This is a genomic window from Halomonas sp. SpR1, from assembly GCF_031010175.1.
In the GTDB taxonomy this organism is placed as follows: domain Bacteria; phylum Pseudomonadota; class Gammaproteobacteria; order Pseudomonadales; family Halomonadaceae; genus Vreelandella.
This window is the reverse complement of the sequence record NZ_JAUAMB010000012.1, coordinates 69,968-93,706: the sequence shown is the minus strand read 5'-3', so window position 1 is coordinate 93,706 and position 23,739 is coordinate 69,968. Positions and strand designations below refer to the sequence as shown.

Here is a 23,739-nt window from a genome sequence, read left to right as displayed (position 1 = left end):
AGGGAGATAGACGTGAACGAACTGGTTTTTTTCATCAATAATGTGGTGATTTCGGGCAGTGTAAGCGGCTCTATTTATGCCATCGGGGCAATCGGAGTAACGCTGATTTTCAGCATTATGCGCTTTGCCCACTTCGCCCATGCCGACATGATGACCTTCGGCGCCTTTATGGTGCTGCTGCTGACCACGCTGTTCCCGGCAGCAGGCGCCAGCATTGGCGTGCCAACGGCGGTTTTAATGCTGCCGCTGGCGATGCTGCTCACCGCCGCCTTGGCGGTGGGGATCGACAAAACCTTCTATAAGCCGCTACGCGCTCATGGAGTAAAACCCATCGTGTTGGTGATTGGTTCGCTGGGTGTCACCTTGATCCTTCAGGGGCTGATCCGGCTGTTTTCCGGCACCGGCGGTCAGAGCCTCTACGTGGATGACCGCAAAGAGATTTTTCGCATGGCGCTGCCCTTTGAGGGCGTCCGGGCACCTATCGTGGTGACCGAACCGCAAATCTACCTGTTTGTGATCACCATCGTCGCCGTGGTGGCGCTGCACCTTTTCCTTAACCGTTCACGGTTAGGCAAGGCGATGCGCGCCATGTCGGATAATCCTGAGCTTGCCCAGGCTTCGGGGATCAATACCAATACCATTGTGGCGGTCACCTGGATAATTGCCGGGGCGTTGGCCGCCATTGCTGGCACACTGCTCTCCCTGGATGTCACTTTCAAACCCGACTTAAGCTTCTTCTTGCTGTTGCCTATCTTCGCTGCCGCCATTGTCGGCGGCGTTGGCCACCCTTACGGGGCCATTGTCGGTGGTTTTGTGGTTGGCTTTGCCGAGACACTGGCGGTGTTCAACTGGAACGTGCTATTGCGCCCCTTCCGCGACAGCCTGCCCACTTGGCTTGAACTCCCTTCAAACCTGGCCTTCGTGGGCACCGAGTACAAAATTGTGGTGCCGTTTTTCATTCTGGTGGCCATTCTGGTGTGGCGCCCCACCGGACTCTTTAAGGGCAAGGTGATCTAATGAGCAACTCAGAAAATACCCGCAACCCTGCCTACACCCCTGAAGACGCCACGCCTACCCGTCGCTTCCCGCTACGCGAGCTCATCCTGTTTGGTGTGCTGCTGGTGGCGATTTTGGCGGTCTATGCCATCATGGGCGCCGCCTACAGCACACGCATGCTGGTCGAAGCCGCCTGCTACGCCATTCTTGCTCTGGGCTTAACGATCCAGTGGGGCTACGCGGGGCAGTTCAACGCCGGGGTAATGGGCTTTGTCGCCTTAGGTGGTTTCTCTGCGATGCTGTTTAGCGTACCGGTCAACGACGCCTTCTGGGGAACCGAACTGCCCGGCGAACTGGGCCGCGTTTTACTCTACGGCGTGGCAGCGACGCTGTTGGTCGTGGGCGCCAGCAAACTGGATCGCCTGGGTGTGCCCAAGAAACTGCGTACGCTTATCGCCGTGATACTGGCTGTGGTGCTCTATTTGGTAGTGATCAGTTTGCTGCGTGAAGTGACCAGTGAAATCCAATCCCGGGCTGGCTTTGTCGGTGGCTTTGGGCTACCCGCCTGGACCGGTTGGATTGTGGGTGGTGCCCTTGCCGGTGGCGTTGGCTACTTTATTGGCCATATCTGCCTAGGCTTACGCAGCGACTACCTGGCCATTGCCACCCTGGGCATCGCTGAAATCATCAAGGCATTTTTAAAGAACTCTGACTGGCTGACCCGCGGCACCGCCACGGTTTCCCCATTACCCTGGCCAACACCGGGGCCTGCCGAACTGGGCTTCACCCTCTCCCGAGCCATCTACCTTTCGTTTACCGCGGTGATCATTGCCGTGATCTTCTTTCTGCTCAATCGCGCCTACAACGCCCCCTGGGGACGGATGATTCGGGCGATTCGTGATAACGAAGTGTCTGCGGCCGCGATGGGTAAAGACATCAACAAACGGCGCCTGGAGATCTTCGTACTCGGCTGCATTTTGATGGGCTTGGGCGGTGGCATACTGGGCACCTTCAACAGCCTGTTTGATCCTCAGGGCTACCTGCCGCTCAACCATACCTTCCTGGTGCTGGTGATGGTGATTCTCGGCGGGCCGGGCAACAACCTGGGCACCATTTTCGGCGCCGTGGCGGTATATATCATCTGGATTATGTCCGAGCCGCTGGCGCTATTTTTGATGCAATTAGCCGTGGCCTTTGGCGAAGGCGCTTTCGGTTGGGATGCGCCTAGTAATATGGATAGCCGCGCCCTGCAGGCACGGGTGCTGGTCATTGGCGTGCTGATCACCATGGTACTGCGCTTTGCCCCCAAAGGACTGCTACCCGAGAAGATCAAAAGCCACAGCTAAGGGGGCAGATTGGTATGACTGACAAGCTAAGCCCGGCAGGTAGCGGCGTTGGCTGCGAACTACACGCAGCGGCGGGCGCCAAATCTGGTGCGATAATGATGCTCACGATCACACTACTTCGCTGATTGCACTTCCAGCTCTTCAAACAATCGCGCCACTGCTTCAGCTCCGGGATCAATATGCCCCCGGAGCTGTTCGGCATTGATATAGGCGGCGCGCCCCGCGTTTGCCTTTACAATGGTAGCGGTATGAAGTGCCCCTTTTCGCGCCGCTCTGGCGGCGGAGGCAATGCTATCGTCGAGGGCATCTAAGGCGGGTTTGAGGGCATCCACCATGGTTCTGTCGCCTAACTTTGCGCCCCCAATTTGCTGCATCCGATTGAGCCCCTCCTTCAGTGCAGCGACCCTGGGTAGTCCACTGGACGCAGCATCTCCTGCCGCGGAGAAGAAAATAGCCAGCAACACCCCAGAGGAGCCACCCATGGCCTGGCTAAGTACCTGTCCTATGGCGCGATAAAGCTGGGGGTGATCGGCCAGGGGCATTCTATCCAGCGCGTTTAACAAGGCTCTGGCGGCTCCAGCGAGGGTTGAGCCAGTATCACCGTCACCGGACTTGGCATCCAGCGCATTCAGATCCGCTTCGGAATCGATCAGCACCTGACACCACCTCGTCAGCAAGTTGGCGGTCTGATCATGCCAGGACGGGATAGGTTGAATAGGCAGCAAACCATCGGGAAGCTCTTGTATGGTGATTGGCTGGATACTCTTGCAGCCAGGCCAGGCCGTGGGGCCACAGGCGGCGGTTAGTAGGGCCACATCATCCTGGTTGACCGGATACACCGATACAGAAAACCCCTGCATGTCCAGCGACGTCATCATGGGCGCTGGCCCGACGATGAGTTTCAGGCTGCTGGCAATAGAAGACGTTAGAAGCTCGTTGGCGAGTACCGCCATTTCCAGTGCCGACGCGCCGCCGAGGTTGTTCAGCAGGACAGCATGGGGCTGTTTATCCATGACGGTGGCCAGCTTTGCGGCGACGGCGGCAATGGCGTTTTTGGCGCTGTCGTAAGCAATCTGCTCTACACCTGCCTCGCCATGGATGCCAAGCCCCAGCTCTGCCATCCCCGGGGGAATGCGCTGCTCTTTAGGCGAGCCGGGCACGCTGCAGGTATCCAGTGACATGCCGATGCTGTGGGTGTTTGCGATCACCCGCTCAGCGGCTTTGGTCAGGGTTTCAAGCTCGGCACCCTGTTCGGCCAGTGCCCCGGCTATCTTATGAACAAAGAGTGTGCCCGCCACACCCCGTGCCTGCGAGAGGTCAGGCAAGGCAATGTCGTCGTCGACGACCACCATGCTCACCTTGTGCCCTAAGGCACGGGCACGCTCGGCGGCCAGCCCGAAATTGAGGCGGTCACCGGTGTAATTCTTGACGATCAGCAAGCAGCCCGCCGGCCCGGTAACCGCCAGTATTGCGGCCAGAACCGCATCGACCGAGGGTGAGGCGAAGACGTCACCGCAGACAGCCGCGGTTAGCATGCCCTTGCCGACGAAGCCTGCGTGGGCCGGTTCGTGACCAGAGCCGCCGCCGGAAACCAACGCCACTCGGGACTTATCCCAGTCGGATCGCACCACCACGCGAATATGGGGATAACCATCCAGGCGTGCCAACTGGCCATCGGACGCCCTGATAAGGCCGTCGATCGCGTCGGTGACGGCGTCTTCTTTGCTATTGATAAAGTGCGTCATGATCTCGTCACCTCTCCTTGTTCGTACAGCCTTACCCCCGCCCCTACCAGACACCATACGGTTGGCGCTCTGAGGACTCGACGTGAAATCCCCATCCAGTAAAAGTAGTTGCTGACGTCATTGGGCTCGCCTGCTGGCGAGCTTTTTTTGCTGCGCCAGACATGGCGCTGGCTGAGTTGCCTGTATGTCGGCTATTTAAGCGATCAACGACCACAATGGTTGGTCATGCCAAATAAAAAATGCCCGACTTAATAAGCCAGGCATTTCTAACGCTAAGGCTGAGAATTAAAGATCAACCTGGCCTTTGCTGGTAAAGGTGCCGTCTTCTACCGCCATTTCCACCACTACGCCGGGCACGTCGCCATTTTCATCAAACTCATGAGAGCCGGAAGCACCTTCGTAGTTGATCTCGGTACCTGCGGCAATCAGCTCAACCGCCTTCTCCCATTCGCCGGGCAGAATGACTTCACCGGGGGCGCTGGAAACGCTGCGCAGAGCTTCGGAAAGTCCTTCGCGCTCTGCGCTGCCGTTCTGCTCAATCGCCAACGCGATCAGGAAAGCAGCGTCGTAAGCCTGGGCAGCAAAGACGGCGCTGGGGTCTAGATCAGCAGCTTCGGCGGCTTCGATAAAGATATCGGTACCGGGCAGGTCAGGGCTGCCGGGGCGCGTGGCGATCATGCCATCCAGTACGTCTGCACCGATGGCGTTGATCAGACTGTCGCCGACCATACCGTCAGCACCTACGTACTGGGTAAACATGCCGCTTTCATAGGCTTGACGAAGTACGGTCTGGCCCGAGGTGTCGGCGTAGGCCAGTACGACGAGGGTATCAACGCCACTCACTGAAAGTGAGCCTAGCTCAGAGCGATAATCGGCACGGTTATCTTCATGGGCGAGGTTTTCGGTAATCTCGCCGCCACCGGCCTCAAAGGCAGCGCTAAAGGCGTCAGATAGGCCTTGACCATAATCGTTATTCACGTAGGTCACCGCTACGGCATCAATGCCTTTTTCGAGCAGCAGCTTAGCAAGAATTTCACCCTGGAAAGCGTCTGACGGTACGGTACGGAAGACAAGATCATTATCGTCCAGCTCCGATACCGCAGGTGCTGTAGAAGCAGGCGACACCATCAACACGCCACCGGGGATGGCGGCGTTATTAGCCGCGGCAATGGTCGCACCGGTACACAGCGCACCAACAATCGCCGTGACATTTTCAGAGTTCACCATACGGTCGGCAGCGTTCGAGGCAGCCGATGCATCGGAACAAGTGGTATCACCGGACGGCATTACCAGCGTTTGGCCGTCTAAAATCCCGCCCTGCTCGTTGATCTGCTTAACGGCCAGTTGCGCCCCTTCAAAAATTGGTGGTGTTAAACTCTCAATTCCCCCAGTAAAACCGCCTAAGAAGCCAACTTTGACCTCTGCCTGTGCGAACCCGGTCATTGCCAGGGTTGAGGCCGCCACAGCAGTGGCTAATGCGCGCTTATTGATCATGTTATTTGTCGCTCCCAGTGAGATAAAATTTATGCATTTTTTTAGTGTGCCCCAGCGGTCAATCGTTAAGGCTGCTATTAATCTGGAACTGGAACGGCAAAAACACAAGCATCGGTTTCTAACGCTAGTTTGCAACAATGCACTATAACCAGCGCTCAAGCTTAAGCGTATGGCTTAACCAGGCGTTGAAATGGCGCCAATAACCCCCTGGTTCAGTGGTTAAAACGTCCATTGCTCCATCGCGCTCCAGGTGCCAGTTAAGCTCACCTTCTGGGGTAAGTTCGATACGGTAACTCAGCGCAGGCTCCTGCCCAACGGCCACCAGGTCGTTAAACGCCTGCATGAGGGTGTCACTTCGGGCCAGCACGCCAATTTCAGTATTCCAGTAGATCGACCGAGGGTCAGCATTGAACGAGCCTACGAACAGTTGATCGTCAAAGCTCAATGCCTTGATATGGAGCGCGGAAGCCGAAGCGCCGGGCACACGCATGTCTTCATCCGGGCCCGCTTCCTGCTCGGGTCGCAGCTCGTAAAGGTTAATACCGTGGTCTAGCAGCGTTTCACGCCAGGGGGCATAAGCGCCATGCACTACGGCCGCGTCTGTCGACTCCAGAGAATTGGTAATGATCTCGACCACGACACCCTGGCCGGCAAGCTCCGTTAGTTTTTTCACCCCTTGCTCGGTGGGTACAAAGTAGGCAGAAATAATCACCAGACGCTGGTTAAGCTCGGTGGCAGCGGTTAAATCACCTAGCAGAGTATCCCGCCATTCGGGCGTTCCAGCCGCCAGCTTGCCGGGAGCATCCCACATCGCCAGCCCTTTGCCCCAATGCAGGGTATCCCATGGCGGCGCGCTGCGCGGCTGACTGCGCAACTGGGTAAAGTATTCCGAGTCGGCATTATCGTCCAGCCACTCTTCCAGCTCCGTGGCAAGCGTTTGCCAAGCGTTATCGGCTACTTGATGATAGCGTTCAATGGGCTGCGCCAAGCCATGGTTCCAATACAGATCAAAACTGCGCGACAGCTCAGGCACTACTTCGCCAATGGTCGTAAAGTCCAAATCGGCAAAGTTGCGCGAGTCGTTGGCATCGAAATACTCATCGCCCAGATTGCGCCCGCCCACAATGGCGACGCTGTTATCGGCTACCCACAGCTTGTTATGCATGCGACGGTGCTGTTGAGCAGGGTTGACCACCGAGGCCAAGACGCGTGTGAACGTATGCCCACGACCCACCGGGAGCGGATTATAAACCCGCACATGGATACCCGGGTGGCTCGCCAGTGCTGCCAAGCGTTCACCTTGACCAACAGCGCCAAAATCATCGACCAGCAGGCGCACCCGAACGCCCTCCTCAGCGGCATTCAGCAGTTGAGAAAGGATGAGCCACGTCGTTTGTCCCTCGCCCAGTAAGTAGGTTTGGATATTCAATTCTCGCTGAGCTTGGCGAATCAGTCCCACCCGAGCAGCGAAGGCTTCCTGCCCATTGGCTAACAGCGCAAAACCATCGGGCTCTGTCTGCTCCGCTAGCGCCTGATAAGCCTGTTCACCCAGCCAAGTGTCGCGTCCCTCGTCCAAGGCAAGGGTGGTATGGTGTTCACGCGTCACCGCGTAAGTACACCCCGCCAGTAGGCTGCACAGTACCAGCACGCTCAGCCATTGAGTCCAACGGCAAGCATTAGTCATTGTCTTCAAGGCGTTCGGCCCAGCGCTTACGGGCTAAGTTGCGGCGGTAAAGACGCACCAGCGCAATCGTTAACGCTGTGATCAGCATGGCGGCCAGCACCACACCCTGCCAGGGGCGTGCTGCGTCACCCATCACGGTTTCCAGGGTAATAATCAGTATTAAGCCAATCGCTTGGGAGCCGATCGCTAGCGCGCGCAGCTTATCGAAAGCGGGTGGGGGCATAACGTCTCCGTAATTTTCAGCTCGCGTGATATGGTCTCTCAGTGTACCTGCTTCGCGGCTTGCGTAAGTGTAAACTTGAATTAAAAACTGAACTGGAAATCCATGAATGCCATTGCTCTCGGCCCACTACTGATTTCGCTGCCCCGCCTTTACGCCGTTGGCTGCGCGCTACTGCTACTGCTCTGCGCGCGGTTTTTATTGGGGCTGCCACGCCCAGTTCAGCAGCGCTGGTTTACCGGGCTTATCATGATCTGGTTAGTGGGCGCGCGGGCGGGCCATATTCTGCTCAACCTGGAGAGCTATAGCGCCGACCCGCTTGAAGCGCTCAAGGTCTGGCAACCCGGCTACCACGGCCTATGGGGAATGGCCGTAGGCTTGGTATGGACAGCCTGGACGCTGCGCGCACGACTGTTAGCCATGGGCGGCGCAATGGCGTTGCTCATAGCCGCCTCCAGCCTGTGGCTGGTGCTGGTCACCCTGGCGCCCCTGGGCAATGATTTTGCGGTTGACACGCTCCCGGAGGTAACTCTTGAGGATATAGAGGGTAATCAGGTGTATCTGCCGTCGTTAGCTGAAAACGGCGACTTGGTTATCGTCAATCTTTGGGCCACCTGGTGCCCCCCCTGCCTGCGTGAAATGCCGCTGCTGGAAGAAGCCGCCCAGCGCGATGGCGTCAGCGTAGTGGTCGCCAATCAGGGAGAAGACCTGCTACCTATGGTGCGCTATTTGGATGAGCAGCAGCTTGCGTTCCGCTATGCGCTGCGTGACCCCAGCCAACAGCTTATGGCGCTGTTTCAAGCTCCAGGATTGCCCACCACCGTGCTGTTTGATGGCCAGGGCAATACCCTGGATGTCCACGTTGGCGAACTTACTCGCGCCCATCTGGATCGCTGGTTAAAAGATTGATGTCGATACACCTTAATCCCCCCGCTGCTTTGCGTTAGAATCCCCCGCCCTATTGCCACCCGTGCTCACTACCGGTGGCATACGACCCGTTTTGCAGACTCCCCCGAGGCATCATGAGCGATTTTTCTCCCGGCCAACGCTGGATTAGCGACGGCGAAGCTGAGCTTGGGCTCGGCACCGTGCTTAACTGCGACGCCCGAAGCGTTACCATCTTGTTCAGTGCCAGCCAGGAAACCCGTACTTACAATACCCGCCAGGCGCCGCTTACCCGCGTTATGTTCGGCAGCGGCGACCGCGTGCTGTCAGCCGACGGCTGGCAGATCATCGTCGATGACAGCAAAGAATCCGACGGTCTGATCACCTATATCGGTGAAGACAAAGAAGGCAACCTGCGCGAACTGCCCGAAGCCAAACTCGCCGACACCATGCAGTTTGATCAGGCCCGCGATCGTCTGTTGACCGGCCAAGTCGATCGCAACGACTGGTTTGATTTGCGTTTCCGTACCCTGCACCACTATCAGCGTATCGAGCAACACAGCGCGCTGGGCTTCTCAGGCCCGCGTATCGACCTGATTCCTCACCAGCTCTACATTGCCGATGAAGTCGCCAGCCGCCATGCGCCCCGCGTGCTGCTGGCAGACGAGGTGGGCCTGGGTAAAACCATCGAAGCGGGCTTGATTCTGCACCGCCTGCTGCTCAACGGCCGGGTTGAGCGGGCGCTGATTTTGGTGCCCGACAGTCTCACTCATCAATGGTTGGTCGAACTGCTGCGGCGCTTTTCGCTTAATGTCTCGCTGCTGGATGAAACCCAGAGCCAGGCCCACGGCAGCGCCAACCCCTTTGAGAGCGCCCAGCTTGTGCTGGCGAGCCAGGGCTGGCTATTTGCCAACCCCCAGCGTCAGGAGCAGGCGCTGGCCAGTCAGTTCGACCTGCTGATTGTTGACGAAGCGCACCACCTCGACTGGAGCGAAGAGGGCAGCGGCCCCGGCTACCAGTGTGTCGAACAACTTTCGGCAGCTATTCCCGGCCTGCTACTGCTTACCGCCACCCCCGAGCAGATGGGCCTTAAGAGCCACTTTGCCCGCCTACGGCTTTTGGATGGCGAGCGTTACCACGATCTGGAACGCTTTAAAGCCGAAGAGAGTCACTACAGTGAGGTGGCACGCGCCATTGATGCCCTGGAGGCACTGCCCGGCGACCCTGATGCCCGCGACCATGTCTCAGCGGTAGCCGATGACCGCGACAGCCAGGCGCTGCTGGCCATTCTGTGCAACGAGGAAGCGAGCAAAGAGCAGCAAGATGCTGCCCGCGACCAGCTAAGCGAAGCACTGCTGGATCGCCACGGCACCGGGCGGGTGATGTTCCGCAACAGCCGCCGCCACGTGGGAGGCTTCCCGGAGCGGCGCCTCAACCTGGCACCGTTAGCGCTACCTTCAGCCTACCGCCGGGTGGTGCGCCGCCTGGAGCGCGACGACGACTACCTCGACGAGCTGCTGATCGAGACCGGCATGGATCACCCCGACGTGCTGATCTATCCCGATGCGGCCTACCGCGAGCTCAAAGATGACCCGCTCAATGGCGAAGAGTGGTGGCACATTGACCCCCGGGTCAACTGGCTGCTGGAAAAGCTCAGCGATGACAGCGAGAGCGGCTTCGCCAACGACAAAGTGCTGGTCATTGCCCACCACCGGGAAACCGCTGAAGGCCTTGCCGAAGGGCTACGGGTACTGGGCGGCTACCATGCGCCGGTATTCCACGAAGACCTCTCCCTGATCGAGCGTGACCGCGCGGCGGCGGCCTTTGCTGATGAGGATGGGGGCGTACAGGTGCTGGTCTGCTCTGAAATTGGCTCTGAGGGGCGCAACTTCCAGTTCTGCCGCCACCTGGTCATGTTCGATATGCCCCAGCACCCGGATCAGCTCGAACAGCGCATCGGCCGCCTGGATCGCATCGGCCAGCGCCACGCCATTGAGCTGCATATCCCCACCTTTGAAGGCAGCCCTGGCGAGCGCTTGCTGCGCTGGTACCACGAAGGGATGGATGCGTTCAGCGCCCCCCACGGGGTCGGCAACGACCTGTTTGATGCCTTTGGTGACGCCCTGGCTGACGCCCTGCTGGATGATGAGGCGCTTGACGAGATCATCGCCGAAACCCGTACCCTGTTTAACGCCAAACTGGCGGAGCACGACGCGGGCCGCAACCGGCTGCTGGAGCTCAACGCCTGCCGCCCCGCCCGGGCGCAAAAAGTCATCGATGCGGTGCGTGAACTCGATGAAGACGCCGCCCTGCCGCGCTACCTTGAGCGGGCGCTGGATATTTTTGGGGTAGACAGTCAGGAGATCGGCAAGGGCTTAATGCACCTGCAGCCCAGCCAACATATGCTGGATGGCCTGCCGGGCCTGGTCAAAGGTGAAGAGGGCTTTACCGCCACCTACAGCCGCACCCAGGCGCTGGCCCGTGACGATGTCCAACGACTCTCCTGGGAACACCCACTGCTGCGCGAGATGATGGGCCGCGTACTGGATGGCACCATGGGCAACTCCGCGCTCGCCCTGCTGCGCCACGACGCCATTCCCAGCGGCCGATTGATGGCCGAGCTGGTGTTCCGCACCCACTGCCCGGCGCCCAAGAAGCTGCACCTTAACCGCTTCCTGCCGCCCACCGCCGTGCGCCTGCTGCTGGATGAATCCGGCGCCAACCTGACCAGCAAGATCTCGTTCACCGGCCTGGGCAAAAACCTCCAGAAGGTGAATAAATCACTGGCCCGGGATCTGATCAAAAGCCGCCACGACCAGCTGCGTGAGTTGCTCACTCAAGGTGAAGGCGAAGCCGAGCGCCAGCTGCCCAGCATTGTCGAGAACGCCGAAGCGCGCATGCGCGCCCAGCTGGATGCCGAGATTGCCCGCTTAACGGCACTTGCCGAGCACAACCCGGCGGTACGCAGTGCAGAAATCGACGCCTTGAAAGATGAGCGCAAGGCACTCAGCGAAGCGATTGAGAACACCCGCCTGCGGCTTGATTCCGTGCGGGTGATTATCACCGTTGATGCTGACCGCTAAGCGCTAGGGCAACGCATAATGCAAACATCCCCGCGGCGGCGTTAGGGTAAAGCGGGGGTCTTTTGTCAGGGCCGAAAAATGTTCCCAACAATTCCGGCATTTCCGCCATCCATGGCGGTCAGATGACAAAAGTAGCGCCCACGGACGGGTTTACAGCGCCCCCGCGGCGCCCTAACGCCGCCGCAAGCGGGATAGTGAAAAACTAAAGAATCGCCTCAAACGCCTTGTCGAGGGTGGGGTATTGAAAGCTGAATCCTGCCTCTTCCAGGCGCGCGGGGCGCATATCGGCCCCGGTCAGCAGTAGCCGCGACATTTCCCCGAAACCCGCTTTCAGTACAAAAGCGGGTACTGGGAAAATGGCCGGGCGATTGAGGTGGCTGGCCAAGGTTTTAGTAAAGGTGGCATTGGTCACCGGGTGCGGGGCGCTGCCATTGAAGGCGCCGCTCAAGCCGTCTTGGTCGATGAGAAACAGGATCGCCGCAACTAAATCGTCGCGGTGAATCCACGGCATAAACTGCTCGCCGCTGCCAAAGCGCCCCCCTAACCCCAGCTTAAACGGCGGCAGCATCTTCTCCAGGCTGCCGCCTCCCGCCTCCAGCACCAAGCCAATGCGCACAATCGCCAAACGCACCCCCATCGCCTCAATGGGTCGGGCGGCAGCCTCCCACTTTTTGCACAGCCGATGGGCGAACTCATCATTAGGCATGGTCTCTTCAGTCACTACGCGCTTGCCCTGATCGCCGTAGTAGCCCATCGCTGAACCCGATACCATCACCTTGGGCAACGGTTGGCCGTTAGCTTTAAGCTGCTCGCAAAGCGCCACCAGCTGTTCGGTCGCCGCCACCCGGGAGTTAATCAGCTTATCTTTCTGCTCATCGCTCCAGCGCTTGGCGGCAATCGGCTCACCGGCCAGGTTAACCAAGGCGTCCGGCGGCGACTCAATAAACGCCTGGGCGCTATCGCGAATATCGCAATTGCTCGGCAAACGATCCCGCACCTGATGTGGCGAGCGGGAGACCACCTGCACCTCATGTCCCTGCTCAACTAACTGTCGGCATAGCCGCTGGCCGACAAAACCACTGCCTCCGGTGATTAATACGCGCATGGGGTTTGCTCCTGTTGGGTGACATCGTTACATGACGCCATGGCGGCACTGTTTATAACTGCTTTTTATAGCTACTTTTTATAACTGTCCTTTAAAACTGCTCTATTAATAAGCGGTTTATATTTGCCTGCTTGAAGAAGATGAAGGTGAGACAAGAAAAACAGTGACTAAATTGTACGATATTTATACAAAACTGCTACACTGCACCTCAATAAAGATTAATTCGACTTTTTACACCTTGCGAGTGCTCATGACCAAACCGCTACTGCCGCTCCCCGCCCACCACTCGGTTGCTATCATCGGCGCGGGCATTGCGGGGCTTGCCTGCGGGCAGGTACTGGCCAGCAGTGGCGCCAGCGTCACGCTCTTTGATAAAGCCCGCGGCCCCGGTGGTCGTATGTCGAGTAAACGCAGACCTAGCGCGACGCTTGATTTAGGCGCCCAGGCATTTAGCGTGCGCGACGCGGACTTTCAACGCGCCGTCGATGAGTGGATAGCCGTTGGCTGCCTAGCCGCCTGGCCCACACGTACCTATCAGGCTAGTTCACGCGGCTGGCAGACGCACAATGATGGCCAAAAACGCTACGTAGGCGCGCCCCGAATGAGCGCTTTGGCGCGGCATATGGCTGATTCACTAACGGCCATGCCCAATGCCGAGCTGCATACCGGCACCCCCATCGTGGCGCTTGAGCCCTCGCCCAACGGCTGGCTGCTATTAGCTGCTGACGAGTCTCGCTACGGGCCTTATGACCAGATCGTGATTAGCGCGCCGCCTCCCCAGGCCCATACGCTGGTCAACCCCTGGGACGACATTTTGGCAGCGACGTGCCTCACCCGGGAACAGCGGGCTTGCTGGGCGGGATGGGCGATATTTGAGGGGCCGCTCCCCGCCATACCCGGCGTTGCCCCGGAGTGGCAGATGGCACGGCTAGACCACACCGTTCTCAACATAGTATCCCGGAATCAAACGAAGCCGGGACGAGAAACACAGCCGGAGAGCGTCAGCCTGCTAGCGCAACTCGATTGGAGCGAAGCCCAATTAGAGCAGCCTGCCGAGGTGGTGGCAGAACGACTCCTCAGCGCTTTGAAGAGTGTTTACCCCACTGCAGCCACTATCCCCAAGCTAATGGAAACGGGCGCGCATCGCTGGCGCTACGCCCAACCATCAACCCCCAGTGAGTATGATTACTTATACAGTGCGAATGGTTTGGCGCTGTGCGGCGACAGCTTTCGCAGTGGCCGTGTAGAAGACGCCTGGCTATCCGGCCACCGTTTGGGCGAGAAACTAATAGGTCGGTCGGTTCAATAAGCATGAAGCTTAAATGATTAAGAAGGATTCTTATAAAGGTTGTACCGGGTAGCGACAAGTTGTACAAATGGGCATACAGTATCGTGCTAACGTTTAGTTTTTAAATCAGGCAATCTTTAAATGGAACATGAATCATCTTTGCTGCGGCGAACAATGACATACCCCTGCAGCGCCTTGCTGCCGTTAACGAAGAGGTACTGGCGCCCATGAGTCTTAAGGCGACCCACCCACCCGATACGCCACTCTATCCAATACGTGAGGTTTCTCGCTTAACAGGGGTGAATTCGGTCACGCTACGCGCCTGGGAGCGACGCTACGGGCTCATTCGCCCCCAGCGCACGCCGAAAGGCCATCGACTTTACGCCCAGGACGACATCACCCGCATCGAACGCATCTTGCAGTGGCTCAATCGTGGTGTGCCGGTCAGTCAAGTCGCCGACTTGCTTGACCAGCCAGAAACAATTGAGACGCCGACACCTAATGCCGGTGACTGGGTAAGCCAGCGCCTGCAGCTGCAAGCGATCATCGAAGCGTTGGATCTTGTCAAGCTGGAAGCATTTTACCACCAGAGTTTGGCGCTCTACCCGCTGAGCGTGGCTATTAATGAGATCTGGCAACCGGTTGTCTTAACCTTAGAGGCCAAGTGGGCCATTCAGGCGGATCAGTTAGTTCGCCGCACCTTGGAAGCATTTCTGCGCAGCCAAGTGGGCATCCGCTTGCACTATGCTAACCAGGCCACCCGTGGCCCATTGATTCTGCTCAATGCCATGCCCGACGACCCCGGCCCGCTGTGGGTGCTGATGTCGGCGCTAATGGCCAGCGAACAGGGCTACCGAGTGCAGATGCTTGACCACTCACTGCCGCTGGAGGATCTCCCCCAGGCAGTGGCGCGGCTACACTCGTCCATGGTGCTGCTCTCTAGCGGCCAGCGGGAGAGCGATAGCTACATTAACCAAGCGCTGCCTAAAGCGGCTGAGGCGCTAAATGTGCCTATCGGCGTATGCGGCGAAGTAGCCCGTCTACGCGAAAACGATTTGCGCGATGGACCGGTACACATGCTGGGCGACGACCTGCCCCAGGCGATTGCCCGCCTGCGCCCGCTATTACGCGAGTCTGGCGTACTCTAATCAGCGCGCTCTTATCCTGGCCGTTCGCCCTCTGGTGACCGGCCATTTTTTTGTGCCGCAGGAGCTCCTGCAAGAGGAAGCCTATGAAACGTCAGTTGATTTGGCTGCGCAGTGACCTGCGTATTGACGACAACAGCGCCCTCGCCGCCGCCGCGGCAAAGGGGCCTGTAATAGCGGTGTTTTTGCGCAGCATTCCCCAGTGGCAACAACATGGCCACGGCGCCAATAAGCTGGACTTCTGGGCACGCGGCGTTGCGGCCATAAAAGCGGCGCTCAACGGCTTAAATATTCCGCTACTGCATCGTGATATTGAGCGCTATGATCAGGCGCCCGAGGCGCTGCTTGGGATAGCTCGCGAATATAATATTGAGCAGTTGCACTTCAATTATGAATACGCCCTCAATGAGCGCCACCGCGACCAGGCTGTGCAAGCGGCCTTTAAGCAGGCGGGCATTGCTGCCCATGGCTACCACGACGCGGTGGCCTTTGCTCCGGGCAGCCTACTCACCGGCAAAGGCGACTACTACGGGGTATTTACGCCGTTCTCCAAGGCGTGGCACAAGCAGGTCAGCGCCAACCAGTTGGCGCTGCGCGCGACGCCACAGGTACAAGCTTCGCTGGATATTAAAAGCGATCCACTGCCTGCACTGCCCAAGCTTGAAAGCGCTCCTGTCGATGAACGGCTATGGCCAGCCGGTGAGAGTGCCGCGGCAGATAACCTGGCGCGCTTTTTGCGATTTCGTGGCCGCCACTACCACGCCCAGCGCGACCTACCCAAGATCCGCGGCACCAGTGAACTATCGCCCTACCTGGCGCTAGGCATGATCTCCCATCGCCAATGCCTGCAAGCGGTGATGAGCGAAAACAGCGGTCACCTAGCTGATGGCGATATCGGTTTTACCACCTGGGTCAACGAGCTGGTGTGGCGGGAATTTTATCAGCACGTTGCGGTGGGTTTTCCGCAGGTGTGTCGCTACCAACCCTTTCAGGAACATACCAAGCAACTAGCCTGGCGCGACGATGATGAAGGCTTTCAAGCCTGGTGCGAGGGGCGAACGGGCTACCCTATCGTAGATGCTGCCATGCGCCAGTTAGTGTCGACTGGCTGGATGCACAACCGGCTACGCATGGTCACGGCAATGTTTTTAAGTAAGCACCTGCTGATTGACTGGCGCCGCGGCGAAGCCTTTTTTATGCGCCACCTGGTTGACGGCGAATTCTGCGCCAACAACGGCGGCTGGCAGTGGGCAGCCTCAACGGGCACCGATGCCGCCCCTTACTTTCGTATTTTTAATCCCACCACCCAATCCACCCGCTTTGACACGGAAGGTGAGTTTATCGCCCACTGGCTGCCTAAGCTGGCCCACCTGCCCCCAAAAGCGCGCCATGCACCGCCTCAGGATCTGCTTAGCGACGTTGATTACCCAGCGCCGATTGTGGATCACAAAGCGGCTCGCCAACGCGCCTTAGAAGCATTTAAGTCGCTCTCTAAATAAACCTGTTGTAGCCACTGCTAGAGGAGTCCGTGATGGCTGAGCCTGCGGCGTTAGAGGCGTTCTGCGCCTTTTTCAATAAACTAGACAATACCTGTACAGAAAAGCTATACGAGGTATATACTGAAGATGTCGTATTTAGCGATCCACTGCATAAGATTACGGGCCGTGAAGCGTTAGAACGTTATTTTTCAACCATGTATGAAAATGTCGAGGAGTGCCAATTCACTTATCACACTCGGCAGTTACAGGGTCAGCAAGCTTTTGTCACGTGGACCATGGCTTTCGTGCATCCAAAGCTGGCCTCGGGACGTAGGGTAGAGGTAGAGGGTTGCAGCGCATTGACGTTTGCCAATGATGGGCGCGTCTCGCAGCACCGCGACTACTTCGATGCGGGGGCCATGCTCTACGAGCATTTACCGCTGATGGGCAGCGCCATTCGCTGGTTAAAAAAACGCCTTGCCTAGCCGCACATATTTAAATGTGCAGGCGGGGCGCATTAGGAGGCTTGATGAGCACCTGGAAAACGCCCCAACGTATCTGGTTAACCGGTGCCACCTCAGGCATTGGCGAGGCCCTTGCGCGCAAGCTCATTGCCCAAGGCCACCAAGTGGTGCTTAGCGCACGCAACGCTGACGCACTCGAAGCGCTGTGCCAGGGCCACCCCAATGCCTACCCTCTACCGCTGGACATCAGCGACCGTCAAGCAGTGCTCAAAGCGGGTAACGATATCCGCGAGCAGCTCGGGGCGTTAAATTTGGCGCTCTTTAACGCCGGCACCTGCGAGTACCTGAACGCCCAGCAGTTCGATATGGATTTAGTTGAGCGGGTTTTTAAACCCAATCTATTCGGCACCTTGTACGGTGTCGAAGCCGCTCTACCACTGCTGCGCAGGGCACGCCAAGAGGGGTTGCCCGCTCGCTTAGCCGCCACCTCCAGCGCTTCGGCCTATTTGCCACTCCCCCGCGCGGAAGCCTACGGGGCGTCCAAGGCCGCGGTAAGTTACTTTTTAGAGTCGCTGCGCTTAGACCTTAATCAGGAAGGGATAGACGTCAGCCTCATTCATCCCGGCTTTGTTAAGACACCGCTCACCGAGCGTAACGACTTTCCCATGCCGATGCAGGTGACGGCGGAGCAAGCAGCCGATGCCATCATCGCAGGGCTGGTGAAGGGTCGGCTGGATATCCACTTCCCACGCCGTTTTACCTATCTGGTCAAATTGTTGGGCATTTTGCCCCCCGCTATGCGCCGTCAGATTGGCCTGCGCATGACGCGCACCCAGCAGGAGTCATCATGAGCGCTCCGGTATCAATAAACGTTGGGCCTTCACAGCGTATTGCCATTATCGGTAGCGGCATCAGCGGCATGGCCGCTGGCTGGTACCTCTCTGCGCAGCATGAGGTCACGCTATTTGAAGCGGACTCACGTCTAGGGGGCCATACCGCCACCATGGATGTGAACGTTGAGGGTCGGCCTTACGCGATCGATACCGGCTTTATTGTCTTTAACGACTGGACCTACCCGCACTTTCAGCGCCTGATGGCCACTCTGGGCGTCGCCTCTCAAGCCACCGAAATGAGCTTCTCGGTACATGAGACAGCGAGGGACTTTGAGTACAACGGACATACCTTGGGCTCGCTGTTTGCCCAGCGACGCAATTTATTTAATCCCTCTTTTTATCGCCTGCTAGGCGACATTCTGCGCTTTAACAAGCAGGCCACTAAAGCCCTTGAAGACAACCAGCTGCCCCACAACATGACGCTGGGAGAGTACCTGGATCGCCACCACTACAATCGCGATTTTCAGCAGCGCTATTTATTACCCATGGGTGCTGCTATCTGGTCGGCTAGCATTAGCGATTTACGCGCCTTTCCGCTGGTTTTTTTTATACGTTTTTTTCGCAACCACGGTCTGCTATCAGTTAACCACCGCCCCCAGTGGTACACCCTGGTAGGTGGTTCGAAAAGCTATATTCCCAGCCTCACCGCCCCCTATGCATCGCGTATTCATCTCAATACGCCGGTCACCCGGATTACTCGCGACAGTACGGGTGTTGTTATCACCACGCCCTCAGGCACCCAGCGCTTTGATCAGGTGGTGCTCGCCTGCCATGCAGACCAGGCACTGGCCATGCTGGGCGACGCCAGTAGCGCCGAGCAGGTAATTCTTGGCGCCATGCCATACCAGGATAACGAGGTGGTGCTGCATACCGACACCGCCCTGCTACCGCGCCGCAAGCGCGCCTGGGCGAGTTGGAATTATCGTCTTGACCAGCGCGATAGCGAAGCACGGGTATCGGTCACTTACGATATGAATATCCTGCAGCGGATAGAGAGTGATACCACGTTTTGCGTCACCCTAAATGACAGCGTCAGCATCGACCCCAGCAAGGTGCTGGGCCGCTACACCTATGCGCATCCGCAGTTCACTTTGGCTGGCCAAGCCGCGCAGGCACGACACGCTGACATTTCGTCAACAGCCCATCGCACCCACTTTTGCGGCGCCTATTGGCGTAACGGCTTCCATGAAGACGGCGTGTGGAGCGCTCTACGAGTGGCCCAGGCATTGGGCTGTGACGAAGCGGCCCCGCCGCCCAGCCAGCCTTCGGCGCTGCCAGCCCATGAGTTGCTGATGCCCCAGGGCGTTGAGGGACTGGGGTGATGGCAAGCATGATGACTGAGATACCAGCTGGAATAACCACCCAGCCACGCTCGCGTATCTACCGTGGCACCCTACGCCACCGGCGTTTTACGCCCAAAAACCACACCTTTAGTTACCAGCTGTGGATGGCGTGGCTGGATCTGGATGAACTGCCCGACCTGTTCGACAAGGTGCCCGGCTTTAGCGCCCGCCGGCCTGCATTGGCGCGTTTTCGTCGCGAAGACTACTTGGGCCCGGTTGACCGACCACTGAAAACCGCCGTGCGTGAAGAACTTATTCGCCAATTGGGCAGCGCCCCCAATGGCCGCATCTGCGTACTTACCCAGCTACGCACACTGGGCTGCATGTTCAACCCTATTTCCGTCTACTACGCCTACGATCATCTGGGGCGGCTGACAGCGGTATTGAGCGAAGTTACCAATATGCCCTGGCGCGAGCGTACCCGCTACGCCAGCGCGGTGGATCCTTCACGCCATAGCCATCAGGCACATTTCGCTAAAGATCTCCACGTCTCGCCGTTTAACCCCATGGCGATGACCTACCGCTGGAAGTTTAATGCCCCCGGCGAAAAGCTCTTTCTGCATATGGAGAACTGGCAGGATCAACAGTGCCATTTTGATGCCACGTTAACCCTTGACGCCTCACCCGCCACCCGCGGGGCGTTGATAAAAACTTTGGCTCGCCAGCCATGGATGAGCCTGAAAACCATTGCGGGTATTCATTTTGAAGCGCTTCGCCTGTGGCTTAAGCGCGTCCCCGTTTATAACCACCCTAAGCGCAAGGAGACTTCAAAGTGACGACCCTGCGTACCACGCCCCCTAACCTTCAACCGGTTGCCCAAGATCGTTTAACCAAGTGGCTGAAGCCACGTCTAATGGCCCAGTTAGACGCTTTTCGCGGTGGCCGTATCACCCTGATTGAGGGCAGTCAGTGCCATCATTTAGGCCAGCAAGGCCCGCTGCAAGTGACCGTGGTGATCCGCCACTCACGCGCCTGGAAGCGCCTTGCCTTTGGCGGCACCGTGGGGGCTGCCGAATCGTATATGGATGGCGATTGGGACGCCGACGATCTGGTCGCCCTGGTGCGCCTGTTCGCCGCTAACCTAGAGCAGGTGAATACTAAAATGGAGAACGGCAGCGCCCGTCTAGCCCGCTGGTTACTGGGCGCCGCCTACCGCTTTCAGCGCAACAGTCTGAGCGGCTCGAAACGCAATATTGCCGCCCACTACGATATTGGCAACGACCTGTTTGCGACGTTTTTAGATCGTCACCACTGGATGTATTCGAGCGCCGTTTTCCCCTACCCCGAAGCCAGCTTGGAAGAGGCCTCCACCTATAAGCTTGATTTGATGCTGGAAAAGCTTGACGTGCAGCCCGAGCACCATCTGTTGGAGATTGGCACCGGCTGGGGTGGACTGGCGATTCACGCCGCCAAAACCCGCGGCTGCCGCGTCACCACCACGACCATTTCGGATGAACAGCACGCCCATACCGCTCAACGCATCAAGGAAGAGGGCTTAGAAGATAGAATCACCCTGCTCAAGCAGGATTACCGTGAATTAACCGGCCAGTATGACCGGCTTATTTCGGTTGAGATGATTGAGGCGGTGGGGCATCAGTATCTCGATACCTACCTCAATAAACTGGATAGCCTGCTCACCGACGATGGGCAGGCCATGCTCCAAGCTATCACCATCCGCGACCAGCGCTTTGAAGAGGCTAAACGCGATATGGATTTTATCAAGCGCTACATTTTTCCTGGCGGCTTTCTGCCCTCGCACCACGCCATGTTAACCAGCGTGATGCGGAAAACGTCGCTGAACGTGGTCGCCTTGGATGAAATTGGCCCGCATTACGCGCGGACTTTACGCGAATGGCGCCACCGCTTTGAAGCCAGTCTGGAGCAGGTGCGCACGTTGGGCTACGACGAGCGCTTTATCCGCATGTGGCGGTACTACCTGTGCTACTGCGAGGGCGGCTTTATCGAACGTTCCATTGGCACCTGCCACTTGCTGCTGGCCAAGCCTGCGGCGAAGCCCATTCCGCTTACCGGCGCGCTCTAGATGGCATCATCCAAGTGGTCGGCGCTAGTGTTAAATGCGCTCCGTTTCGAAGCCGGATGGCTATTGTGTGTATTAGGCGGTTCGTGGGTGGCTGCGGTGGCGGGCAGCAGCTTGTTAGCTTGGCATCTTTGGCGCTGCGCGCGGCCCGGTGAGTGGCGGTTTATCGCCGGATTTGCTCTGCTCGGGCTGGTAATTGATGGCGGCTTGCAACTGCTGGGAGGCTTCGATTTTAACGATCAAACGCTGGTACTGGGGCTCCTACCGCTATGGCTGTGGATGCTATGGCCGCTGTTCGCCACCCTGGTCTATCACTCACTGGCGTGGCTGTGGCGCTACCCGCTGCTAGCGGCGCTGTGTGGCGCCATTAGTGGCCCACTCTCTTATTATGGTGGCGCGCTACTCGCAGAGGTGACCCTTGCAGCCTGGTTACTCCCCGTTCACGCGCTCATTTGGGCGCTGCTCTGTGTGGGTATTAGCCGTTTTTATCAACCTTAAGAGGCGGCGGGTGTGGCGATTGACGTAGGCACCAGACGTTTTTCCAACTCAGCGGCGGAGAGTGGCCGGGCAAAGTAGAACCCCTGTACGGCTGTGCACCCGGCGTTCACCAAGAATTGACACTGCTCTTTTGTCTCAACACCTTCAGCAATCACCCCTAATCCCATACCTTCCGCCATCGCTAAGACCGCCTTTACAATCGAGGCGTCTGCCTGATCGTGCGGCAACTCTTTAATAAACGCGCGGTCGAGTTTGATTTTGTCCACCGGTAAGCGCTTCAAGTAGCCGAGGGACGAATAGCCGGTGCCAAAATCGTCGATGGCAATCGCAAAGCCTTGGTCACGCAGTGCCTGCAGCCGTGGCCCCATATCCCCCGCACGCTCGTCAAGCAACACCGACTCCGTCAGCTCTAAGCCGATTTGCGAAGGCTTCAGCTGGTAGCGCTTTAGGCAAGTGGTCAGTTGGCTCTCCAGATCGCCTTGAAACAGCTGCAGGGCCGAAATATTGACCCAAATCGTCAGCTTGGGCATAGCGCTATTACGCCAGTGAGCCTGCTGGGCACAGGCTTTTTCGATCACCCAGGCGCCCAGTTGGCTCATTAGACCGTGCCGCTCGGCTAACGGAATAAAGTCGCCTGGGGAGATCATGCCGTCCTTGGGGTGGCGCCAGCGCAGCAGCGCCTCCATGCCTACCAGCTCGCCGCTGCCAGGCTCATGCTGAGTTTGATAGTGCAGCTCCAACTGGTCACCGGAAATAAGCGCAGCGCGGAGATCGCTGACCAGCGCCAGTTGAGGGTTATCCTGCTTATCCAGCGCCGGACGGAAGCGCTGGCTTAAATTACGCCCCAGCCGTTTGGCGCTGTAAAGCGCCGACTCTAAGCGCTGGAACAGCACGCCTGAGTCGTTACCATCTTCGGGCACGCGACAGCTGCCAATCGTCAGCCCTAAACGCAGCGAGTGGTCATTGATTTCAAATGGCCGACTCATATGCTCGCGCAGGGTTGTCACCCACTGGTCGTGATCGTCAAAGGTGGTGGTGCGGATGACCATAAATTCGTCGCCGCCCAGCCGTCCTACTACGCTGCCTGCCACGTAGCCGGTAAGCCGCTGGGCAAAGCGCGCCAATAGGCGATCACCCTGCTCAACCCCCAGGCTATCGTTGACAGATTTCAACCCATCGATATCCACCAGCGCCATATCCAGGCTCTCGCCGGCGCGTAAATGGCGCAGCCGTGAGGCCAGCAGGTCGTGAAGGCGGCGACGGTTGGGCAGCCCCGTAAGGGGATCTTCATAGCCGATCCGGCGCAAATCGCGCTCACGGGCTTTTTGTGCCGAAATATCGGTAAACAGATTAATAAAATGGGTGATGTTGCCGCGTTTGTCAGTCACCGCGCGGACTTTTAGCCATTCGGGGTACTCATCGCCGTGTTTTCGGCGGCTCCACATTTCCCCTTCCCAGCGGCCGGTACTTTTCAGCGTATTCCAAAACGTTTGATAGAAGGCTTTATCATGACGCTGGGCGGCCAACGTCTCCAGTTTCAGCCCCTGTATCTCTTGGCTGGCGTAGCCGGTGATTTCGGTAAACGCTGGATTAACCACTATCACGCGATTGTGCGCATCGGTAATCACCATGGCGTCACTGGCGAGCCTTAGCGCATCTTGCGACAGGCGCAGACGTAGCCGCTGTTGACGCATTTGCTTCCAGGCGTCCCACAGCCCAAGCGCGACCAGCGTGGCAGCCACCAGGCGGAGCATCGCATCGGGCATCCAAACACAGGAGGGAAGCGCCGCCAGTGCGACCCAAACTAACGGACGATTGAGAGAAACAGGAAGCCACATGGCGATTCGCTATACCCTATACAAATTAACCTAGATAAAAATTAGCGTTAGGTGCCATGCTGATCATGCCGCCTAATAAGAAACTTGGATACTCTATATTACGGCAATGGAAAATTTATTGTGCACAATCGGCAGTTGTTGAACCCAGTTGCCCACTATAGTCCTATCGGCCAATCCGCTAAAATCTCTAGTAATG

The 23,739-nt window shown here is 57.9% G+C and carries 19 protein-coding genes; 13 read left to right on the top strand and 6 right to left on the bottom strand.

The window, feature by feature from the left end; genetic code table 11:
- The first annotated feature begins 12 nt into the window (after nucleotides 1–12).
- Nucleotides 13–1,017 (top strand): branched-chain amino acid ABC transporter permease, encoded by a 1,005-nt coding sequence (locus QT231_RS10960; RefSeq protein ID WP_308336933.1) that lies wholly within the window; start codon nucleotides 13–15, stop codon nucleotides 1,015–1,017.
- The gene (locus tag QT231_RS10955) at nucleotides 1,017–2,342 is read left to right on the top strand and encodes a branched-chain amino acid ABC transporter permease (RefSeq protein ID WP_308336932.1); all 1,326 of its coding nucleotides are present in this window, start codon (nucleotides 1,017–1,019) and stop codon (nucleotides 2,340–2,342) included. Before QT231_RS10960 ends, QT231_RS10955 begins: the two co-directional genes overlap by 1 nt.
- Nucleotides 2,343–2,455: 113 nt before the next feature.
- Here the strand turns inward: QT231_RS10955 and QT231_RS10950 are convergent, their stop codons facing one another.
- The 4 genes from QT231_RS10950 to QT231_RS10935 all read right to left on the bottom strand — a co-directional run bounded on the left by QT231_RS10950 (nucleotide 2,456) and on the right by QT231_RS10935 (nucleotide 7,488).
- Nucleotides 2,456–4,087: a dihydroxyacetone kinase subunit DhaK gene (locus QT231_RS10950; RefSeq protein ID WP_308336931.1), complete on the bottom strand. Its 1,632-nt coding sequence runs from the start codon at nucleotides 4,085–4,087 to the stop codon at nucleotides 2,456–2,458.
- Between the two features lie 285 nt (nucleotides 4,088–4,372).
- Nucleotides 4,373–5,581: an ABC transporter substrate-binding protein gene (locus tag QT231_RS10945; protein ID WP_308336930.1), complete on the bottom strand. Its 1,209-nt coding sequence runs from the start codon at nucleotides 5,579–5,581 to the stop codon at nucleotides 4,373–4,375.
- A gap of 142 nt (nucleotides 5,582–5,723) precedes the next feature.
- Nucleotides 5,724–7,265, bottom strand: coding sequence for a phospholipase D family protein (locus tag QT231_RS10940; protein WP_308336929.1), 1,542 nt, complete (start codon nucleotides 7,263–7,265; stop codon nucleotides 5,724–5,726).
- Nucleotides 7,258–7,488: a hypothetical protein gene (locus QT231_RS10935; RefSeq protein ID WP_308336928.1), complete on the bottom strand. Its 231-nt coding sequence runs from the start codon at nucleotides 7,486–7,488 to the stop codon at nucleotides 7,258–7,260. Before QT231_RS10935 ends, QT231_RS10940 begins: the two co-directional genes overlap by 8 nt.
- A 102-nt stretch (nucleotides 7,489–7,590) precedes the next feature.
- Between QT231_RS10935 and QT231_RS10930 the strand changes: the two genes are divergently transcribed.
- Nucleotides 7,591–8,394 carry a TlpA disulfide reductase family protein gene (locus tag QT231_RS10930; protein WP_308336927.1) on the top strand — a complete coding sequence of 268 codons (804 nt, stop codon included), beginning with the start codon at nucleotides 7,591–7,593 and terminating at the stop codon, nucleotides 8,392–8,394.
- Nucleotides 8,395–8,507: 113 nt separating this feature from the next.
- Nucleotides 8,508–11,453: an RNA polymerase-associated protein RapA gene (rapA, locus tag QT231_RS10925; protein WP_308336926.1), complete on the top strand. Its 2,946-nt coding sequence runs from the start codon at nucleotides 8,508–8,510 to the stop codon at nucleotides 11,451–11,453.
- 202 nt (nucleotides 11,454–11,655) lie between these two features.
- Here rapA and QT231_RS10920 read toward each other — a convergent pair whose 3' ends face one another.
- Complete coding sequence (locus QT231_RS10920) at nucleotides 11,656–12,558, bottom strand: TIGR01777 family oxidoreductase (protein WP_308336925.1); 903 nt, start codon at nucleotides 12,556–12,558, stop codon at nucleotides 11,656–11,658.
- A gap of 250 nt (nucleotides 12,559–12,808) precedes the next feature.
- Here QT231_RS10920 and QT231_RS10915 point away from each other — a divergent pair, with 250 nt between their 5' ends.
- From QT231_RS10915 to QT231_RS10875, 9 genes are all read left to right on the top strand, one after another.
- Nucleotides 12,809–13,867 (top strand): FAD-dependent oxidoreductase, encoded by a 1,059-nt coding sequence (locus tag QT231_RS10915; RefSeq protein ID WP_308336924.1) that lies wholly within the window; start codon nucleotides 12,809–12,811, stop codon nucleotides 13,865–13,867.
- Nucleotides 13,868–14,073: 206 nt separating this feature from the next.
- Nucleotides 14,074–14,994 (top strand): MerR family transcriptional regulator, encoded by a 921-nt coding sequence (locus QT231_RS10910; protein ID WP_308336923.1) that lies wholly within the window; start codon nucleotides 14,074–14,076, stop codon nucleotides 14,992–14,994.
- An 83-nt stretch (nucleotides 14,995–15,077) separates the two neighbouring features.
- On the top strand, nucleotides 15,078–16,490 hold the full coding sequence (phrB, locus tag QT231_RS10905) for a deoxyribodipyrimidine photo-lyase (protein ID WP_308336922.1): 1,413 nt from the start codon (nucleotides 15,078–15,080) through the stop codon (nucleotides 16,488–16,490).
- 32 nt (nucleotides 16,491–16,522) lie between these two features.
- Nucleotides 16,523–16,954, top strand: coding sequence for a nuclear transport factor 2 family protein (locus QT231_RS10900; protein ID WP_308336921.1), 432 nt, complete (start codon nucleotides 16,523–16,525; stop codon nucleotides 16,952–16,954).
- A gap of 44 nt (nucleotides 16,955–16,998) precedes the next feature.
- Nucleotides 16,999–17,784, top strand: a complete 786-nt coding sequence (locus tag QT231_RS10895) for an SDR family NAD(P)-dependent oxidoreductase (protein WP_308336920.1) — start codon at nucleotides 16,999–17,001, stop codon at nucleotides 17,782–17,784.
- A complete protein-coding gene (locus QT231_RS10890; RefSeq protein ID WP_308336919.1) occupies nucleotides 17,781–19,148 on the top strand; it encodes an FAD-dependent oxidoreductase in 1,368 nt (455 codons plus the stop codon). Before QT231_RS10895 ends, QT231_RS10890 begins: the two co-directional genes overlap by 4 nt.
- Nucleotides 19,149–19,156: 8 nt before the next feature.
- On the top strand, nucleotides 19,157–19,945 hold the full coding sequence (locus QT231_RS10885; protein ID WP_308336918.1) for a DUF1365 domain-containing protein: 789 nt from the start codon (nucleotides 19,157–19,159) through the stop codon (nucleotides 19,943–19,945).
- Nucleotides 19,942–21,210, top strand: a complete 1,269-nt coding sequence (locus QT231_RS10880) for a cyclopropane-fatty-acyl-phospholipid synthase family protein (RefSeq protein ID WP_308336917.1) — start codon at nucleotides 19,942–19,944, stop codon at nucleotides 21,208–21,210. Before QT231_RS10885 ends, QT231_RS10880 begins: the two co-directional genes overlap by 4 nt.
- Complete coding sequence (locus QT231_RS10875) at nucleotides 21,211–21,705, top strand: DUF2878 domain-containing protein (protein ID WP_308336916.1); 495 nt, start codon at nucleotides 21,211–21,213, stop codon at nucleotides 21,703–21,705. It abuts the gene before it with no gap.
- Here the strand turns inward: QT231_RS10875 and QT231_RS10870 are convergent.
- Nucleotides 21,702–23,543 (bottom strand): EAL domain-containing protein, encoded by a 1,842-nt coding sequence (locus QT231_RS10870; protein ID WP_308336915.1) that lies wholly within the window; start codon nucleotides 23,541–23,543, stop codon nucleotides 21,702–21,704. The genes QT231_RS10875 and QT231_RS10870 overlap by 4 nt on opposite strands.
- Nucleotides 23,544–23,739 lie beyond the last annotated feature (196 nt).

Bases quoted from the DNA above. Each gene is read 5' to 3' on its own strand.
- QT231_RS10955 (WP_308336932.1), top strand. From the start codon at position 1,017: ATGAGCAACTCAGAAAATACCCGCAACCCTGCCTACACCCCTGAAGAC.
- QT231_RS10950 (WP_308336931.1), bottom strand. From the start codon at position 4,087: ATGACGCACTTTATCAATAGCAAAGAAGACGCCGTCACCGACGCGATC.
- QT231_RS10945 (WP_308336930.1), bottom strand. From the start codon at position 5,581: ATGATCAATAAGCGCGCATTAGCCACTGCTGTGGCGGCCTCAACCCTG.
- QT231_RS10940 (WP_308336929.1), bottom strand. From the start codon at position 7,265: ATGACTAATGCTTGCCGTTGGACTCAATGGCTGAGCGTGCTGGTACTG.
- QT231_RS10935 (WP_308336928.1), bottom strand. From the start codon at position 7,488: ATGCCCCCACCCGCTTTCGATAAGCTGCGCGCGCTAGCGATCGGCTCC.
- QT231_RS10930 (WP_308336927.1), top strand. From the start codon at position 7,591: ATGAATGCCATTGCTCTCGGCCCACTACTGATTTCGCTGCCCCGCCTT.
- rapA (WP_308336926.1), top strand. From the start codon at position 8,508: ATGAGCGATTTTTCTCCCGGCCAACGCTGGATTAGCGACGGCGAAGCT.
- QT231_RS10920 (WP_308336925.1), bottom strand. From the start codon at position 12,558: ATGCGCGTATTAATCACCGGAGGCAGTGGTTTTGTCGGCCAGCGGCTA.
- QT231_RS10915 (WP_308336924.1), top strand. From the start codon at position 12,809: ATGACCAAACCGCTACTGCCGCTCCCCGCCCACCACTCGGTTGCTATC.
- QT231_RS10910 (WP_308336923.1), top strand. From the start codon at position 14,074: ATGAGTCTTAAGGCGACCCACCCACCCGATACGCCACTCTATCCAATA.
- phrB (WP_308336922.1), top strand. From the start codon at position 15,078: ATGAAACGTCAGTTGATTTGGCTGCGCAGTGACCTGCGTATTGACGAC.
- QT231_RS10900 (WP_308336921.1), top strand. From the start codon at position 16,523: ATGGCTGAGCCTGCGGCGTTAGAGGCGTTCTGCGCCTTTTTCAATAAA.
- QT231_RS10895 (WP_308336920.1), top strand. From the start codon at position 16,999: ATGAGCACCTGGAAAACGCCCCAACGTATCTGGTTAACCGGTGCCACC.
- QT231_RS10890 (WP_308336919.1), top strand. From the start codon at position 17,781: ATGAGCGCTCCGGTATCAATAAACGTTGGGCCTTCACAGCGTATTGCC.
- QT231_RS10885 (WP_308336918.1), top strand. From the start codon at position 19,157: ATGATGACTGAGATACCAGCTGGAATAACCACCCAGCCACGCTCGCGT.
- QT231_RS10875 (WP_308336916.1), top strand. From the start codon at position 21,211: ATGGCATCATCCAAGTGGTCGGCGCTAGTGTTAAATGCGCTCCGTTTC.
- QT231_RS10870 (WP_308336915.1), bottom strand. From the start codon at position 23,543: ATGTGGCTTCCTGTTTCTCTCAATCGTCCGTTAGTTTGGGTCGCACTG.